This is a genomic window from Thauera sp. WH-1 (assembly GCF_047806685.1).
In the GTDB taxonomy this organism is placed as follows: domain Bacteria; phylum Pseudomonadota; class Gammaproteobacteria; order Burkholderiales; family Rhodocyclaceae; genus Thauera.
Genome location: NZ_JBLQGP010000023.1, coordinates 26,999 through 43,732, shown reverse-complemented (window position 1 = coordinate 43,732; position 16,734 = coordinate 26,999). Strand labels below are relative to the sequence as shown.

General features: G+C 67.9%; 17 protein-coding genes. 8 read left to right on the top strand and 9 right to left on the bottom strand.

Annotated features, from left to right (window positions below; genetic code table 11):
• Positions 1 to 5: 5 nt before the first annotated feature.
• From ACMV5O_RS18215 to pmbA, 6 genes are all read right to left on the bottom strand, one after another.
• Positions 6 to 1,688, bottom strand: coding sequence for a TRAP transporter large permease (locus ACMV5O_RS18215; RefSeq protein ID WP_416164809.1), 1,683 nt, complete (start codon positions 1,686 to 1,688; stop codon positions 6 to 8).
• Positions 1,685 to 2,263 carry a TRAP transporter small permease subunit gene (locus tag ACMV5O_RS18210; RefSeq protein ID WP_416164808.1) on the bottom strand — a complete coding sequence of 193 codons (579 nt, stop codon included), beginning with the start codon at positions 2,261 to 2,263 and terminating at the stop codon, positions 1,685 to 1,687. The genes ACMV5O_RS18215 and ACMV5O_RS18210 overlap by 4 nt, the downstream gene beginning before the upstream one ends.
• A 138-nt stretch (positions 2,264 to 2,401) precedes the next feature.
• A complete protein-coding gene (locus ACMV5O_RS18205) occupies positions 2,402 to 3,484 on the bottom strand; it encodes a TRAP transporter substrate-binding protein (RefSeq protein WP_416164807.1) in 1,083 nt (360 codons plus the stop codon).
• Between the two features lie 150 nt (positions 3,485 to 3,634).
• On the bottom strand, positions 3,635 to 4,309 hold the full coding sequence (locus ACMV5O_RS18200; RefSeq protein WP_416164806.1) for a histidine phosphatase family protein: 675 nt from the start codon (positions 4,307 to 4,309) through the stop codon (positions 3,635 to 3,637).
• A 75-nt stretch (positions 4,310 to 4,384) separates the two neighbouring features.
• A complete protein-coding gene (locus ACMV5O_RS18195; protein ID WP_416164805.1) occupies positions 4,385 to 5,491 on the bottom strand; it encodes a TRAP transporter substrate-binding protein in 1,107 nt (368 codons plus the stop codon).
• Between the two features lie 55 nt (positions 5,492 to 5,546).
• Positions 5,547 to 6,893, bottom strand: a complete 1,347-nt coding sequence (gene pmbA / locus ACMV5O_RS18190; protein ID WP_416164804.1) for a metalloprotease PmbA — start codon at positions 6,891 to 6,893, stop codon at positions 5,547 to 5,549.
• Positions 6,894 to 6,949: 56 nt separating this feature from the next.
• On the opposite strand from pmbA, the gene yjgA reads away from it, so the two are divergent.
• From yjgA to ACMV5O_RS18175, 3 genes are all read left to right on the top strand, one after another.
• Entirely contained in the window at positions 6,950 to 7,579 is a 630-nt protein-coding gene (gene yjgA / locus ACMV5O_RS18185) for a ribosome biogenesis factor YjgA (protein WP_416164803.1), read from the top strand.
• A gap of 21 nt (positions 7,580 to 7,600) precedes the next feature.
• The gene (mog, locus tag ACMV5O_RS18180) at positions 7,601 to 8,191 is read left to right on the top strand and encodes a molybdopterin adenylyltransferase (RefSeq protein WP_416164802.1); all 591 of its coding nucleotides are present in this window, start codon (positions 7,601 to 7,603) and stop codon (positions 8,189 to 8,191) included.
• Positions 8,192 to 8,345: 154 nt separating this feature from the next.
• Positions 8,346 to 9,383 carry a methyltransferase gene (locus tag ACMV5O_RS18175; RefSeq protein WP_416164801.1) on the top strand — a complete coding sequence of 346 codons (1,038 nt, stop codon included), beginning with the start codon at positions 8,346 to 8,348 and terminating at the stop codon, positions 9,381 to 9,383.
• Here ACMV5O_RS18175 and ACMV5O_RS18170 read toward each other — a convergent pair.
• Together ACMV5O_RS18170 and msrP are read right to left on the bottom strand one after the other, a co-directional pair.
• Positions 9,370 to 10,041 carry a sulfite oxidase heme-binding subunit YedZ gene (locus ACMV5O_RS18170; RefSeq protein ID WP_416164800.1) on the bottom strand — a complete coding sequence of 224 codons (672 nt, stop codon included), beginning with the start codon at positions 10,039 to 10,041 and terminating at the stop codon, positions 9,370 to 9,372. The two genes, ACMV5O_RS18175 and ACMV5O_RS18170, sit on opposite strands and share 14 nt — an antisense overlap.
• Positions 10,041 to 10,988 carry a protein-methionine-sulfoxide reductase catalytic subunit MsrP gene (gene msrP, locus ACMV5O_RS18165; protein ID WP_416164799.1) on the bottom strand — a complete coding sequence of 316 codons (948 nt, stop codon included), beginning with the start codon at positions 10,986 to 10,988 and terminating at the stop codon, positions 10,041 to 10,043. The genes ACMV5O_RS18170 and msrP overlap by 1 nt, the downstream gene beginning before the upstream one ends.
• Before the next feature lie 191 nt (positions 10,989 to 11,179).
• Between msrP and aroG the strand changes: the two genes are divergently transcribed.
• The 3 genes from aroG to ACMV5O_RS18150 all read left to right on the top strand — a co-directional run bounded on the left by aroG (position 11,180) and on the right by ACMV5O_RS18150 (position 15,386).
• The gene (gene aroG / locus ACMV5O_RS18160) at positions 11,180 to 12,262 is read left to right on the top strand and encodes a 3-deoxy-7-phosphoheptulonate synthase AroG (RefSeq protein ID WP_416164798.1); all 1,083 of its coding nucleotides are present in this window, start codon (positions 11,180 to 11,182) and stop codon (positions 12,260 to 12,262) included.
• A 66-nt stretch (positions 12,263 to 12,328) separates the two neighbouring features.
• A complete protein-coding gene (dinB, locus tag ACMV5O_RS18155) occupies positions 12,329 to 13,435 on the top strand; it encodes a DNA polymerase IV (RefSeq protein ID WP_416164797.1) in 1,107 nt (368 codons plus the stop codon).
• A gap of 13 nt (positions 13,436 to 13,448) precedes the next feature.
• A complete protein-coding gene (locus ACMV5O_RS18150; protein ID WP_416164796.1) occupies positions 13,449 to 15,386 on the top strand; it encodes an ATP-binding cassette domain-containing protein in 1,938 nt (645 codons plus the stop codon).
• Positions 15,387 to 15,396: 10 nt separating this feature from the next.
• Here ACMV5O_RS18150 and ACMV5O_RS18145 read toward each other — a convergent pair whose 3' ends face one another.
• Positions 15,397 to 15,948 carry a cob(I)yrinic acid a,c-diamide adenosyltransferase gene (locus tag ACMV5O_RS18145; RefSeq protein ID WP_416164795.1) on the bottom strand — a complete coding sequence of 184 codons (552 nt, stop codon included), beginning with the start codon at positions 15,946 to 15,948 and terminating at the stop codon, positions 15,397 to 15,399.
• A 124-nt stretch (positions 15,949 to 16,072) separates the two neighbouring features.
• On the opposite strand from ACMV5O_RS18145, the gene ACMV5O_RS18140 reads away from it, so the two are divergent.
• Together ACMV5O_RS18140 and ACMV5O_RS18135 are read left to right on the top strand one after the other, a co-directional pair.
• Complete coding sequence (locus tag ACMV5O_RS18140) at positions 16,073 to 16,336, top strand: ribbon-helix-helix protein, CopG family (RefSeq protein WP_416164794.1); 264 nt, start codon at positions 16,073 to 16,075, stop codon at positions 16,334 to 16,336.
• Positions 16,317 to 16,733 carry a type II toxin-antitoxin system VapC family toxin gene (locus tag ACMV5O_RS18135; RefSeq protein ID WP_416164793.1) on the top strand — a complete coding sequence of 139 codons (417 nt, stop codon included), beginning with the start codon at positions 16,317 to 16,319 and terminating at the stop codon, positions 16,731 to 16,733. The genes ACMV5O_RS18140 and ACMV5O_RS18135 overlap by 20 nt, the downstream gene beginning before the upstream one ends.
• Position 16,734 lies beyond the last annotated feature (1 nt).

The following is a 16,734-nucleotide window of genomic DNA, read 5'->3' as shown; positions in this document are numbered from 1 at the left end:
GCGGCTTACCAGCCGTCCTTGTCGTCGTCCCAGCCCCCGCCGCCGAAGTTGCCCGGTATCTCGAGCTGCATCGTGTCGGGGTCGAACTGGACCGGCTTGTCCAGGCTGAAGGTCACCAGCTGCGGGAAGGCGAGCAGCAGGCCGAGCATGATGAGCTGGATGATCACGAAGGGAATCGAGCCGCGATAGATGTCCATCGTCTTCACGCCCTCGACCCGCTTGCCAGTCACGCGATCGAGGAAGCTGCCGACCGGCGCCACGCTGCGCAGGTAGAACAGCGCGAAGCCGAAGGGTGGCGTGAGGAAGGAGGTCTGCAGGTTCATCGCCAGCATCACGCCGAACCAGATCAGGTTGATGTCGAGCTTCTCTGCCACCGGCGCCAGCAGCGGGATCAGGATGAAGGCGATCTCGAAGAAGTCGAGGAAGAAGCCCAGCACGAACACCATCAGGTTCACGAACAGCAGGAAGCCGATCTCGCCGCCGGGCAGCTTGTCGAACAGGTGCTCGACCCAGATCTGGCCGTCGACCGCGATGAAGGTGAAGCTGAACAGCGTGGAGCCGATCAGGATGAAGAGCACGAAGGTCGACAGCTGTGCGGTGGATTCGAGCGCGCGCTTGAGCGTCGCGAAATCGAGGCGGCGGCGCACGAAGGCCATCAGCAGCGCACCGACGGCCCCCATCGCCCCGCCCTCGGTGGGCGTCGCCACGCCGAGGAAGATAGTGCCGAGCACGAGGAAGATCAGCGCCAGCGGCGGGATCAGGACGAAGGTCACGCGCTCGGTGATCTGTGACAGCAGGCCGAAGCGCAGCACCTTGTTGACGAGCGCGGCGGCGAAGGCGATCAGCGTCCCCACGGTCAGTGCCACGACGAGGGTCTCGTCCAGCGCCGGGGAGACCTCGCTGCCGGTGAAGGCCGTCATGATCTCCGCGTAGAACAGGCCGAACGCGGTGGTCAGGCCCGCCACCACGGCGAAGAACACGCCGAGCGAGCGCATCCCCGAGCTGCCGTCCGGTTCGCGATAGCGCAGCGCCTCGGGGGGCAGGGCGGGCAGCATCTTCGGCTTGAACATCGCCAGCGCGATGATGAACAGCACATACATGCCGATCAGCATGAAGGCGGGCACGAAGGCGCCGCGATAGAGGTCGCCGACGCTGCGGCCGAGCTGGTCGGCCATCACGATCAGCACCAGCGAGGGCGGCACGGCCTGCGCGAGCGCGCCCGAAGCGGTGATCGCGCCGCTGGCGATCGCGCGGCTGTAGCCATAGCGCAGCATGATCGGCAGCGAGATCAGGCCCATCGAGATCACTGAGGCCGCCACCACGCCGGTGGTCGCGGCAAGCAGGGCGCCGACCAGGATCACCGCCAGCGCCAGGCCACCGCGCACCGGCCCGAAGACCTGGCCGACGGTGTCGAGCAGATCCTCGGCCATGCCGCTGCGCTCGAGGATGAGGCCCATCAGCGTGAAGAAGGGGATCGCGAGCAGGGTGTCGTTCTGGATGATGCCGAAGACCCGCAGCGGCAGGGCCTGGAACAGGCTGACCGGCAGCAGGCCCAGTTCGATGCCGATGAAGCCGAACATGAGCCCGGTGGCGGCCAGCGAGAACGCCACCGGAAAACCCGTGAGCAGGAAGATGACCAGGGCCACGAACATCAGTTGCGGCAGGCTGGAAGAGAGCAGCTCGATCATTTATGGGCCTCGCCTTCAGCGGCATGCTCCGCCGCGCCGGTGTCGTGGCCGCCGCGCAGCAGCGGGTTGGGTGCCAGACCGCGCAGAAAGGCGACACGCTTGATCAGTTCGGACACCGCCTGCAGCGCGAGCAGCGCAAAGCCGGTCGGCACCATGGCGTATACCGGCCAGCGAATGAGGCCGCCCGCGTTGGACGAGACCTCGCCGGACACGAAGGCGTTGCGCACCAGGGGCCAGGAGAATTCGATCATGAACCAGCACATCGGCAGCAGGAAGACGACGATGCCGATGATGTCGATCAGGATGCGCGTGCGCATCTTCAGCTTGTTCGCGACCACGTCGATGCGGACATGGGCGTTCTGCATCAGGACATAGCCCGCGCCGAGCAGGAACACGCCCGCAAACAGATACCACTGGATTTCGAGGTAGGCGTTCGAACTGATGTTGTAGGCCTTGCGCATGACGGCATTGGCCGCACTGATGAGCGAGGCGGCAAGGACGAGCCAGAGCGTCGTCTTGCCGACCAGACGGCTCAATCCGTCGATCAGCCGGGAGAGGCGGAGGAGCGTTCCCATGGGGTAGCCTGGAAGCGTGAAAGGACAAAGACACCGAGCGCTGCGGGTAGCAGGCTCGGTGCGCAGGGGTGACGCAATGATGCAGGGGTGAGGCAGCGGGGCGCTCCGCGACCGGGGGCCAGGGAGCGCCGCGCCATGTTACAGCTTCTGTGCGGCCAGGTACTGCGAGTAGTTGCCTTCGGCGACCGACTCCCACTGCACCTGATCAGCCAGGAAGCGCGCGTAGTCGGGGAAGATCTTCTTCCAGTTCGGGTTCTTGTCGTTGAGTTCGTCATAGACCTCGCGCGAGGCCTTGAACGCGGCGTCCATCACGTCGCGCGGGAAGCGGCTCAGCTTGGCGCCCTCGGCAACGAGTTGCTTGAGCGCAGTCGGGTTGCGGGCGTCGTAACGCGCCTGGCAATGGATATGTGCGTTGGAGGCCGCCTGCAGCACGATGGCCTGGTACTCCTTCGACAGGCCGTTCCACTGTTTGTCGTTGATATAGAGCGAGAACTGGGTACTGCCTTCCCACCACGCCGGGAAGTAGTAGTTGGAGGCAACCTTGTGCAGGCCGAGCTTGAGGTCGTCATAGGGGCCGATCCATTCGGCGGCATCGATGGTGCCCTTTTCCAGGGACTGGTAGATCTCGCCGGCGGGGATGTTCTGGGGCACCACGCCGAGCTTGCTCAGCACGCGCCCACCGAAACCACCGACGCGGAACTTGAGGCCGTTGAGGTCGGCGACCGACTTGATCTCCTTGCGGTACCAGCCGCCCATCTGCGCGCCGGTGTTGCCGCAGGGGATGTTGACGATGTTGAACTGGGCGTAGAACTCTCGGAACAGCTTGAGACCGTTGCCTTCGAACATCCACGCCGTCATTGCGCGCGAAGTCATGCCGAAGGGCACGGCGCAGTCGAGGGCGAAGGTTTCGTCCTTGCCGAAGAAGTAGTAGGGCGCAGTGTGGGCGACCTCCACCGTGCCCTGCTGGACGGCATCGACGACGCCGAAGGCGGGCACCAGCTCGCCGGCCGGATAGACGGTGATGTTGAACTTGCCGCCGGTCGCGTCGGCCACATTCTTCGCGAACACCTCCGAGGCGCCGAAGACGGTGTCGAGCGATTTCGGGAAGCTCGACGCCAGGCGCCAGCGGATCTGCTCCTGTGCATGCACGATGGCGGGGGCGGCGCCTGCCGCCAGAATGCCGGCAATGCCGGTGCCCTGTAGAAATTTGCGACGTTCCACGGTGTCTCCTTGTTGCGGGGGGGAGGCGTTCGGCGAGTGGGCCTGAACGGCGAAAACTCGTTGAATTATAGGAAGGGGTCGGGGCGCAAAGGGAGCCGAGGAAAACCCTGATTTGCTGAATTTTTCGTGAAAAATGCCACGGCCGTTAAATCAGCCGTTGGGGAGTTCGTCCAGGCTGTGCTCCAGGTGGCGCTCGTCGGCCCACGCCAGCAGCCGCCATCCTGCCGGCTGATGCTCGATCCAGTTCAATGCCGCGTTGGGAATCGGGAAGTCGCGCGCCGACTCCAGCTCGCGGCCGGCGGCAATGCGGTAGGCGATGTCCAGCACGCCGCCGTGGGTCACGACGAGCACATGTTCGCCGCGATGGCGCAGCGCAATATCTTGCAGTGCGGCGCGGATGCGCTCGGCGAATTCGTGCAGGCTCTCGCCCCGTTCGGCAAACGCGAAGTCGAGGTCGCGCGCCTTGAAGCGACGATAGAACTCGGGGTGGCGGTGCGCCGCCTCGTCGTAGGTGAGCCCCTGAAACATGCCGTAGTGGCGCTCGCGCAGGCGGGCGTCGGTGGTTTCCGGCATTGGATGGCGGCGCGTGATCGCGGCCGCGGTCTGGCGCGCGCGGGCAAGGTCGCTGCAGTACAGCGCGGAGAAGCGCGTCCCCGCCAGGCTTCGGGCGGTGGCTTCGGCCTGGGCCTGGCCACGCTCATTGAGCGGGATGTCGATGTGTCCCTGCAGGCGCCGCTCCACGTTCCAGTCCGTCTCGCCGTGGCGGACCAGGCAGAGCGTGCACGCGATGCCGGCATCGGCGGGGGGGGCTGTCGGGGTCGTCATAAGCGTGTGTGGGGTCCGAAAAAGGGAAGAGCCCGGGTGGGCTCTTCCCTTGCACAAGGCGGGTGGCTGTCGAGCTTAGCGGATCGACTGCATGAAGCGGTCGTAGCTCGCCTCGGCAACGCCGAACCAGGCGTTCTGCGACTGGCGGTACTTCACGAACTCGGTGTAGATCTTCTTCCACGCCGGGTTCTTGGCCGACTCCTCGGCGTACATCTCCTGGCTGAGGTCGTAGGCCTTCTTCATGATTTCGTTGGAGAAGCGCTGCAGCTTCACGCCCTGGCTCAGCAGGCGGGCCAGCGCCTGCGGATTCTTGTGGTCGTAGCTCGCGGTCATGAGGATGTGGGCCTCGCGCGAAGCGGCCTGGAAGGCGGCCTGGTATTCCTTCGGCAGCTTGTCCCATTCCTGCTTGTTGACGAAGAAGTGCACCGCGGGGCCGGGCTCCCAGAAGCCGGGGGCGTAGTAGTTGGGCGCGACCTTGTGCAGGCCGAGCTTCTCGTCGTCGTAGGGCGCGACGAATTCGGCGGCGTCGATCGTGCCTTTCTCGAGCGCCGTGTAGATGTCACCCGGGGCGAGTTGCTGGGGCACGGCGCCCATGCGCGCGAGGAGCTCGCCGCCCAGACCGGCGATGCGGATCTTGAGGCCGTTCATGTCGGCGACGGTGTTGATCTCCTTGCGGTACCAGCCACCCATCTGCACGCCGGTGTTGCCACCGAGGAAGGAGCGGATGTTGTAGTTGCTGTAGAACTCGTCGAGCAGCTCCTGGCCGCCGCCGGCGATGATCCAGGCGTCCATCTGGCGCGCGTTGAGGCCGAAGGGGATCGCCGTGCCAAAGCCGAAGGCCTTGTCCTTGCCGGTGTAGTAGTAGGAGCAGGTGTGGCTCATCTCGACCGTCCCTTGCTGGACGGCGTCGAGCGCCTGCAGGGCGGGCAGCAGCTCACCGGCCGGATAGACGCGGATGTCGAACTTGCCGCCGGTGATCTCGCTGACGCGGGTCGACAGCAGCTCGGCGCTGCCGAACAGGGTGTCGACGCCGCGCGGGAAGCTCGAGGTCATGCGCCACTTGATCTCGGGCAGGCCGGTATGGACCGCCGGGGCGGCCACGACGGGGCTGGATGCAACGCCGGCTGCGGCGCCCGCGGCGAGGCCCACGCCTGCCTTCTTGAGGAATGAACGACGTTCCACGATTTCTCCTTTTCTTGAGTGCCACCGAATATCGGTGGTCGATTATATAGGCGGATCAGCGCCCGGCCACCTTCATGCGCTCGATCAGGACCGAGCCGCACAGTTTTGCACCGCGCGGCAGCGCATCGTTGCCGATGGCGACGATGCTGCGGAACATGTCGCGCAGGTTGCCGGCGATGGTGATTTCCTCCACCGCATGCTTGATGCGGCCCTTCTCGACCCAGAAGCCTGCCGCACCGCGCGAGTAATCGCCCGTGACGTAATTCACGCCATGACCGAGCAGCTCGGTGACGAGCAGGCCGCGCTCCATGTCCTTGACGAGGCCGGCGAGGTCGCGCTCGCCCGGCTTGACGATCAGGTTGTGCGAGCCGCCGGCGTTGCCGGTGGTCTGCATGCCGAGCTTGCGCGCCGAATAGGTCGACAGGAAATAGCCCTGCAGCACGCCCTCGCTCACCACCTCGCGGTCGCGGGTGGCGACGCCATCGCTGTCGAAGGGGCTGGAGCCGAAGGCCTTCTTCAGGTGCGGGCGTTCGGCGATGCTCACCACCGGCGAGAACACCGGCTGGCCGAGGCTGTCGAGCAGGAAGCTGGACTTGCGGTACAGCGAACCACCGCTGACCGCCTGCACGAAGTTGCCGATCAGCGCCACCGCGAGCGGTGCCTCGAACAGCACCGGCACCTCGCAGGTGCGGATCTTCTTGGCGCCGAGGCGGGCCAGCGCGCGTTCACCGGCGCGACGGCCGATCTCTTCCGGCGACATCAGCTCTGCCGGGTCGCGGCGCGAGTCGTACCAGTATTCGCGCTGCATGGCGTCGCCCTCGCCCGCGATCACCGAGCACGACAGGCCATGGCGGGTGGTGGCATAGCCGCCGATGAAGCCGTGGCTGTTGGCCGACACGAAGTGCGACTGCTGGATCGAGGTGTTGGCGCCTTCCGAATTGCTGATCTTCGGGCTCACCGCGAAGGCCGCCTCCTCGCAGCGGCGCGCGAGCGCGATCGCCGCGTTGACGTCGATCGCCCAGGGGTGGAAGAGGTCAAGCTCGGGCATATCCTTGGCGCGCGCCATCAGCGCCGCGTCGGCGAGGCCGGCGCAGGGGTCGGGCGCAGTGAAGCGGGCGATCGAGATCGCGGCCTGGACCGTGGCCTTGAGCGCTTTCTTCGAGAAGTCCGAGGTGCTGGCGTAGCCACGTTGCTGGCCGACGTACACGGTGACGCCCACGCCCTTGTCGCGGTTGTACTCGATGGTGTCGACCTCGCCCTTGCGCACCGCGACCGACTGGCCGAAGCCTTCCGAGACGTCGGTCTCGCAGGCCGAGGCGCCATGCTTTTTCGCGTGCTTGAGGATGTCGGTGGCGATTTCGGCGAGGTGCGCCTGGGAGAAGGAGAAGCCTTGAGCGGACATGGAGCGGGCCGGGTGCGTGCAAAGGCTATAATCTTAACCCGATCAAGCCAGCCCCCATGCCCGCAATGCGCCCAGATTCGCGCCAATCCGCCCACGACGATGCCGATGACGACTACGTCGAGCCGCCCAGCAAGAGCAGCCGCAAGCGCGAGATGCAGGCGCTGCAGGATCTCGGCGAGCAGCTCGTGGCCTTGTCGGTCGACCAGCTCAAGAAGGTGCCGCTGCCCGAATCCCTGTTCGACGCCATCCGCGCCGCCCAGGGCTTCAAGATGGAGGCGCGCCGCCGCCAGTTGCAGTACATCGGCAAGTTGATGCGCAAGATCGACCCCGCGCCGATCCAGGCCCAGCTCGAGGTCTTCGCCGGCAACTCGGCCGCCGAGGTGGCGAAGATGCACCGCCTCGAGCGCCTGCGCGAACAACTGCTCGAGGACGAGAAGGTGATCGGCGTCATCGCCGAGACCTGGCCGGGCGCCGACCTGCAATACCTGCGCACCCTGCGCCGCAATGCGCTCAAGGAGCGCGAGGCGGGCAAGCCGCCGAAGGCCTTCCGCGAGATCTTCCAGACCCTGCGCATGCTGCAGGCGGCGGATGGCGAAGGCGTGGCCGCCGGGGATGCTGCGGACATCGACACGGGGTCCGCCGACGGTGCGGCCGGCGACGGTCAGGCCGCCTCTCCCAAGCACTGAAGAACGAGGACGACGAGACTCATGAGCGAACACATCCGGATCGGCCTCGTGTCGATCAGCGACCGCGCCTCCGAAGGCACCTACGAAGACCAGGGCATCCCGGCGCTGAAGGACTGGCTGGGCAGGGCGCTGAGCTCGCCATGGAGCGCCGAGACGCGCCTGATCCCGGACGAGCGCGCGACGATCGAGCGCACCCTGATCGAGCTCGCCGACACCGCCGGCTGCAAGCTCGTCCTCACCACCGGCGGCACCGGTCCGGCGCCGCGCGACGTCACTCCGGAGGCGACGCTGGCGGTCGGTGACAAGGAGATGCCCGGCTTCGGCGAGGAGATGCGCCGCATCAGCCTCAACTTCGTGCCGACCGCGATCCTGTCGCGCCAGGTCGCGGTGATCCGTGGCAACTGCCTGATCATCAACCTGCCCGGACAGCCCAAGTCGATCCGAGAGACGCTCGAGGGCGTGCGCGACGCCGACGGCGCGGTGCGCCATGTCGGCATCTTCGCCGCCGTGCCCTATTGCATCGACCTCATCGGCGGGCCCTACATCGAGACCGACGAGGTGGTGATCAAGGCCTTCCGGCCGAAGACCGCGATCCGCGCCAGGCAGGGCTGAAGCCGAGGTGGAGGCTGCGGCCGAGCTGTGCTGGGAGGAGGGCGCTGGCGCTGCGACGCAGCAGGGCGCGGGCGCTGCGGTGGCATGCCGTGCGCGCTGGCGCTCGGAGAACGGTCTGCCACCGCCACGTCGGGTCGTCGTTGCCGATGACACGATGAAGGCGGATACCGCGTGGCGGCTGGCCTGCGAGGGCACGGGCCTGCTGTGGCGCGGCGACTATCACAACGCTCGCCAGTTGCTGCAGGCGATGGCGCGACGCGCCGACGCGCGCCCGCGCAAGCGCAGTCGCGAGCCGGCTTCGCCCGCCGAGGCCTTTCACCTGCACCGCATGGCCCAGGCGCAGCGTGCGCGCTCGCTCGGCATGCTGCTGATCCCGGTCGAGGCGGGTGGTCGTATTGCGCTGCGGCGGGCGCCGGACGTCGTCGAGGCGCTGGCCGAAGCCATCGACGGCACGGCCGATGCCGATCTGCTCGATGCCCCCTTCGTGTTGTCGCTGCGCGAGCTGCTCGGCCTGATCGGCGCGCACGAATGGCGGCGCAAGGGCGTGCTGGTGCCGGCGCTGGGTGCGCGCATCCACCCCTGGTACGGCGTGTTCTCGCCGATCCGCGGCGAATACCTCGATCTGATCGCGCGCGTGCCGCTGCCGGCGCGCACGCTTGCCTTCGACATCGGCACCGGCACCGGGGTGATCGCCGCCGTGCTGGCGCGGCGCGGTGTCGACCGGGTGGTCGCCACCGACCAGGATCCGCGTGCGCTCGTCTGTGCCCGTGACAACCTTGCCCGGCTCGGGCTCGATGGCGCCGTGGAGGTGGCCGCGGCCGACCTCTTCCCGTCCGGACGTGCACCGCTGGTGGCGTGCAACCCACCTTGGCTGCCGGCCAAGCCGACGGCGGCGATCGAGCGCGCCGTGTACGACCCCGACAGTCGCATGCTGCGCGGCTTCCTCGACGGGCTGGCGGCGCACCTGATGCCGGACGGTGAGGGCTGGCTGATCCTGTCGGACCTGGCCGAGCACCTCGGCCTGCGCTCGCGCGAGCAACTGCTGGGCTGGATCGCGGCGGCGGGATTGCGCGTGCTCGGTCGCGAGGACATCCGCCCGCGCCATGCCAAGGCGCGCGACGCGGACGATCCGCTGCACGCGGCGCGCGCCGCGGAGATCACCTCGCTGTGGCGCCTCGCTATTTCGGCATGATGCGGATCACCGGGCGCTGCAGGTGCTTCGCCGGCGGTGGCATCGACAGCTGGCGTCGGCGCTCGAGTTCGCGCCACCAGGCACGTACGCCTAGCAGCGCGGCCAGGATCAGCGCGTAGATCAGCGGCTCGAGCACGTCGGCCTTCACCAGCCACCAGAAGTGCAGCACGCCGAGGATGGCGATGCCGTAGGTCGCGCGGTGCAGTGACTGCCACCTGCGGCCGCCGAGGCGGCGCATGGCGAAGTGGCTGGAGGTGGCAGCGAGCGGGATCATCAGCACGAAGGCGGCGAAGCCCACGGTGACGAAGGGGCGCTCGAGGATGTCGCGTGCGATCGCCGGCCAGTCGAAGTACAGGTCGAGCCAGACGTAGATCGCGAAGTGGCCGAACGCATAGGCGAAGGCGAACAGGCCAAGCATGCGCCGCAGCCGCATCAGCCAGTGCAAGCCGGTGTAGCGGCGCAGTGGGGTCACCGCCAACGTGATCAGCAGGAAACGAAGCGCCCACTCGCCACTGTTGCGGGTGAGCGTCTCGATCGGGTTGGCACCGAGGGCGTCGGCGCGCCAGCCGAGGGCGAGGTCGGCCGCAGGCATCAGGCACAGCACGAAGACCAGGACCTTGATGGCACCGAGGGCGAGCGGAGAGGGCGTGCGCAGCATCAGTAATGCTTCCTCAGGTCCATGCCCTGATAGAGGCTCGCGACCTGGTCGGCGTAGCCATTGAACATCAAGGTCGGCCGCCGGCGCAGCTCGCCGATACGGCGCTCGGTCGCCTGGCTCCAGCGCGGATGCGACACCTCCGGGTTGACGTTGGAGTAGAAGCCGTATTCCTGCGGCGCCGCACGGTTCCAGGCGGTGGCCGGCTGCTTCTCGGTGAGGCGAATCGTGACGATGGACTTGGCGCTCTTGAAACCGTACTTCCAGGGCACGACCAGGCGTACCGGGGCGCCGTTCTGGTTGGGCAGGGTCTCGCCGTAGAGCCCGACTGCGAGCAGGGTGAGCGGGTGCAGGGCCTCGTCCATGCGCAGGCCTTCGCCGTAGGGCCATTCCAGCACCGGTCGGCGGGTCATGATCTCGGGGTCGTAGTGGGTGAGGAACTCGACGTACTTGGCGCTGCCGAGCGGGTCGACGTCCTTCAGCAGCGCGGCGAGCGGAAAGCCGACCCAGGGGATCACCATCGACCAGCCCTCGACGCAGCGCATGCGATAGATGCGCTCCTCGAGCGGGGCGAGCCTGAGCAGCGCGTCGATGTCGAAGGTCCGTGGCCTGCCCGCCAGTCCTTCGACGCGCAAGGTCCAGGGGCGCACGACCATACGGCCGGCGTTGCGCGCCGGATCCGCCTTGTCGGTGCCGAACTCGTAGAAATTGTTGTAGGTGGTGACCGACTTGTAGTCGGTCAGCGCCTCGGTGGTGCTGAAGGCCGAGGGCGTGGTCGCGAGCGCGGTGCTGGTGCTCGTTGCCCGCGCCGCTTCGGGCACGCCGTGCCAGAGCGCCGCGCCAGCGGCCAGGCCGACGCCGGCGCGGGCGAGAAAGGCACGCCGGTTCTCGAACAGGTTGCGTGAGGTGATCTCGGAGGAGGGGATGTCGGGGGGACGCTTGATCAGCATGGGGAGGGCACGTTCTCTTGTCTTGACTGCGTGGGTTCTGTCGTCGGGGCTTGAGCTCGCGACTGTACGAACAGACGTGCGAAACCGCGATCGGTTCAGTGTATCGGCGGCATAGCGGGCGGCGCCTGCAGCCTGTTGGTGGTTTGGGCTAGAATCGCACGTTCACTCCAGCCCCGACTTAGAGTTGCCGCATGTCCGCCTCCATGAAGATCCATATCGACGACGTCCGCATCCAGGAAATCAAGGAGCTCGTGCCCCCCGCGCACGTGCTGCGCGAGTTTCCCGCCACTCCGAAGGCGGCGGAGGTCTCCTACGAGGCGCGCCAGGCCATTCACCGCATCCTGTACGGTGCCGACGACCGCCTGCTGGTGGTGATCGGGCCGTGCTCGATCCACGACCCCGAGGCGGCCATCGACTATGCCCGCAAGCTCAAGGCGGAGGCCGATCGGCTGAAGGACGACCTGCTGATCGTGATGCGCGTCTACTTCGAGAAGCCGCGCACCACCGTGGGCTGGAAGGGGCTGATCAACGACCCCGGCCTCGACAACAGCTTCCGCATCAACGATGGCGTGCGCCTGGCGCGCAAGTTGCTGTGGGAGGTCAATGAGCTCGGCCTGCCGGCGGGCACCGAGTTCCTCGACATGATCACGCCGCAGTACATCGGCGATCTCATCGCCTGGGGCGCGATCGGCGCGCGCACGACCGAGAGCCAGGTGCACCGCGAGCTCGCCTCCGGGCTGTCGTGCCCGGTCGGATTCAAGAACGGCACCGATGGCAATCTGCGCATTGCCGCCGACGCGATCAAGGCCGCGCAGGCGCCGCATCATTTCCTGTCGGTGACCAAGGCCGGCCACTCGGCGATCGTGTCCACCCGCGGCAACGAGGACTGCCACGCCATCCTGCGCGGCGGCAAGGAGCCCAACTACGACGCCGCCAGCGTCGACACGGCCAGCCGCGAACTGGCCGCAGCGGGCGTGTGCAACAAGGTCATGGTCGACTTCTCGCATGGCAACAGCCGCAAGCAGCACCGGCTGCAGATCGAGGTGGCGCGTGACGTTGCCGAGCAGCTCGCCGCCGGCGACGACCGCATCATGGGCGTGATGGTCGAGTCCCACCTCAAGGAAGGCCGCCAGGACCTGGTGCCCGGCAAGGAGCTCGAATACGGCAAGAGCATCACCGACGCCTGCATCGGCTGGGAGGACAGCCTCGAGGTGCTCGACATCCTTGCCGAGGGCGTCCGTCAGCGGCGGGTCAAGCGCGCAGCGGAGTTCTGATTCGCGGCCCGGTTGACATCGCAGAGGGCCTGCCGCGTGCAGGCCCTCTGCATTGAAGGCGGGCGCATGAGCGAGCCCACGCGCAAGATCATCCACTGCGATTGCGACTGCTTCTACGCCGCGGTCGAGATGCGCGACGACCCCGCGCTGCGCGGCCGGCCACTGGCGGTGGGCGGGCGTGCGGAGACGCGCGGCGTGATCGCCACCTGCAACTACGAGGCGCGCGCCTTCGGCGTGCACTCGGCAATGGCCACTGCGCGCGCGCTGCAGCTGTGCCCGCAGCTGATCCTGCTGCCGCCCGATTTCGAGCGCTACCGCGAGGCCTCGCGCACCATCCTCGCCATCTACCGCGACTACACGCCGCTGGTCGAGCCGCTGTCGCTGGATGAGGCCTACCTGGACGTCAGCGGCGCGGACCGCTGCCGCGGCTCGGCCTCGCTGATGGCGCAGGAGATCCGCGCGCGCATCCGCGAGGAGGTGGGCATCACCGCCTCGGCCGGCATCGCGCCGAACAAGTTCATCGCCAAGGTGGCGAGCGACTGGAACAAGCCCGACGGCCAGTTCGTCGTGCGTCCGCAGGACGTCGATGCCTTCGTCGCCGCGCTGCCGGTGAAGAAGATCTTCGGCGTCGGCAAGGTGACGGCGGCCAAGCTCAACCGCCTCGGCGTGCACACCTGCGGCGACCTGCGCGCCTGGAGCATGGCCGATCTCACCCGTGAATTCGGCAGCTTCGGCGCCAGCCTGCATCACCTGTGCCGCGGTATCGACGAGCGCCCGGTGCAGCCCGATCGCGTGCGCAAGTCCTTGTCGGTCGAGACCACGTACACGCCCGATCTGGCCGACCTGGAGGCCTGCCGCAGCGCCTTGCGTGCGCTGCTGGCGGATTTTCACCGCCGCTTCGAGCGCGCGCGCGAGCGGCCGCCGGTGCACAAGGCCTTCGTCAAGGTGCGCTTCGCCGATTTCACTCGCACCACCGCGGAATGCGTCAGCAGCGCGCCGGACGAGTCCGTCTGGCTGGCCTTGCTCGACGAGGCCCATGCGCGCAAACCGCTGGCCGTGCGTCTGCTCGGCGTCGGTGTGCGCTTTGCCGAGGAGGCCTCCAACACGGCGGCGGTGCAGATCTCCCTGTTCGATTCGCCGCCGCTGCCCGCGCTGAGCGACCACCACCTCTGAGACCGAGCCCCGCATGTCCGACGCCCCTGCCGCCCAGTCCGCCGCCGGCACCCCTGTGGGCTCAGTCTCGCCCCAGCCTGCACCCGAGCGCCCGGTCAGCGTGGGCGCCTTGTACGGCGCCCTGTGGCAGCACGCCGCTGGGGCGCGCCATCTGCTGCTGTTCGCCTTCCTGCTGCTGCTGGCCTCGCAGCTCTTCAAGCTGGCCGTGCCCTGGCTCGCCGGCAATGCGATCAACCTGATCCAGTCCGGCGGGCTGGAGGCGATGAGCGAGGCGGCGCGCTGGCTGGCGATGGTGTTCGCGGCGATCGTCGCGAGCTGGCTGCTGCACGGGCCGGGTCGCATCCTCGAGCGCAACGCCGCGCTCAAGGTGCGTGAGCGCGTCTCGGCGCTGCTGGTCGGGCGGCTGCTCGCCGCGCCGCTGGCCTGGCACGAGCGCCACCACTCGGGCGAGACCACGCACCGCGTGCAGCAGAGCACCTGCGCGCTCTACGAGTTCGCCCAGAGCCAGTTCATCTACCTGCAGAACACCGTGCGCCTGGTCGGGCCGGTCGTCGCGCTGTGGCTGATCTCGCCGCTGGTGGGGGCGGTGGCGACCGTGGGCTATGGGCTGATCGGCCTGCTGATCACCCGCTTCGACCGCGTGATGATGCGCATCGCGGTGGACGAGAACCGCGCCGAGCGGGCGTATTCGGCGACGCTGGTGGACGTGCTCGGCAACGTGCTGTCGGTGCTCGCGCTGCGCCGCGGGGCCGGGGTGGCGCGGCTGATCGGCGAGCGCCTGCAGGCGGTGTTCGGGCCATTGAAGAAGAGCATCGTGTTGAACGAAGCCAAGTGGTGCTCGGTGGATCTGCTCGCGAGCGCGCTGTGGTGCGTGCTGGTCGGGGTCTATGCGGCGGAAGCCGCGGGGGTGTTCGGCCTGGGCGCGGCCGCGGCGGGCAGCGCGGGCACGGTGGCGGGCGGTGCCGCCGCAGCCGCGGGCACGATTGCGCTCGGCAAGGTGTTCATGGTGTACGAATACTCGCAGCAGGCGGGCGGGGTGATCACCGCGATTGCGGCGCACTTCCAGTCGCTCGCGCGCCAGCGCGCCAACTACGCTGCGGCCGAGCCGTTGTTCGCCGCGGCACAGACTGGCGTTGCGCCGCCGCCGTCCGCCGTGGAACCTGGCGCCGCGCCCTGGCAGACCCTGACGCTCGAGGGCGTGCGCTTCGCCCACGGTGATGCGCGTGCGGCGACGCTGGAACTTGATCGTCTGGAACTGGTGCGCGGCCGGCGCTATGCGCTGGTCGGCCCGAGCGGCGGCGGCAAGACCACCTTGCTGCGCCTGCTGGCCGGGCTGGACGTGCCCACGGCCGGGCGCCTGCTGCTCGACGGCTGCGTCGTCCCCGACATGCCAGCCCGGCTGCGCGCGCTGGCGACCCTGATCCCGCAGCAGGCCGAGATGTTCGACGGCACGCTGACGGAGAACCTGCTGCTCGGCGAGACGGCACCATCCGAAAGGATCGACGCCGCGGTGCGTGCGGCTTGCGCCGACATCGTGGTCGAAGGCCTGGCAGACCGGCTGCAGACGCGCGTGGTGGAAGGCGGCGCCAACTGGTCGGGCGGCCAGCGCCAGCGCCTGGCGCTTGCACGCGGCGTGCTCGCCGCCGAGGGCGCGAGCCTGCTGCTGCTCGACGAACCCACCAGCAGCCTCGACCCCGAGACCGAGGCGCGGGTCTATCAGCGGCTGTTCGCGCACTTTGCCGATGCGGCGCTGGTGTCCTCGGTGCACCGGCTGCACCTGCTTGACCGCTTCGACGAGGTCATCCTGATGCGCGCCGGTCGCATCGAGGCGGTCGGGCGCGCGTGGGAGCTGGCGCAGACTTCCGCGCTGTTCCGCGAGTTGCTTGCGGCGCAGGCGGTGAGCGGGGAGGAAGCGGGGGCGGGGCCTGCCGGGATCGCTCCCGTCCGATGAAGCGGAAGGCTCAGGCGTTCTTGCTCTTCTGCCACAGCACGTCGCCGCGGCCGCCGGCGCGGTTGAGCACGCGGCCGAGCACGAACAGCAGGTCGGAGAGGCGGTTGAGGTACTGGCGCGGCGCATCGTTCACCGCCTCTTCCAGCGCCAGTGCGACCAGCGCGCGCTCGGCGCGACGGCACACGGTGCGGGCATGGTGGGCGTAGGCGGCGGCGCGGGTGCCGCCGGGCAGGATGAAGTCCTTGAGCGGCTCCAGGTCCTCGTTGAAGCGGTCGAGCTCTTCCTCGAGATGCGTCACCTGCTTGTCCGTGATCATGCTCATGCCCGGGATGCACACCTCGCCGCCGAGGTCGAACAGGTCATGCTGTACATTGGTCAGCAGCGTGCGCACCTCTTCGGGCAGTTCCTCGCACAGCAGCAGGCCGACGATGGCGTTGGTCTCGTCGACCTCGCCCAGGGCGTGGATGCGCAGGCTGTTCTTGGAGACGCGCTTGCCGTCGCCGAGGCCGGTGGTGCCGGCGTCGCCGGTGCGGGTGTAGATCTTGGAGAGGCGATTACCCATGGTGTGCTCGTGTCCCGTTCGTTGGTTGACGTGAGCGTCAATTATAGGCGCCGCCGCTGAAATTGACTTCGATTCGAGTGCGACATACGATGCGATACGTTCTGTATTACAGGAAGCTTTCGCCATGACCCTGTCGATCCGCCTCGACCCCGAGCTCGAGGCCGAACTCGCGCGCGCCGCGGCGCAGACCGGGCGCAGCAAGAGCGAGCTGGTGAAGGCCAGCCTGCGGGAATACCTCGCCCGCGTGGTGCCGCGCAAGACACCGTATGAACTGGGCAAGGACCTCTTCGGCGACCCGTCGGCTGCTGCGGCAAGGCTCGATCTCACCAGCAAGGACCGCGTCCGCAGCACCATCGTGGAGCGGCTGCGTGCTGAGAACGATCGCTGATTCCGGGCCGCTGATCGCGCTGTTCGAGCCGGCCGAGCGCAATCATGCACGCGTGCGCAGCTTCATCGAGAATTACGAGGGCGCCTTGCTGACTACCTGGCCGGTGCTGACCGAAGTCGTCCACATGCTCGGCCATTCGGTCGATCGCCAGCTTGCTTTCCTGGAATGGGTGGAGCGCGGCGGCGTCGAGGTGACCACGCCCGGCGCGGGCGCCGTCTCCCTGATCCGCCAGCTCTCCGAAAAATACCGCGACCTGCCGATGGACATCGCCGACGGGTCGCTGATCGTGCTCGCGCTGGAAAGCGGCGTGCGCGACATCCTTACACTCGACCGGGACTTCGACGTCTATCGTCTGCCCGATCGCTCCCGCTTCAACAACGTCCTGGCCACGACCTGAC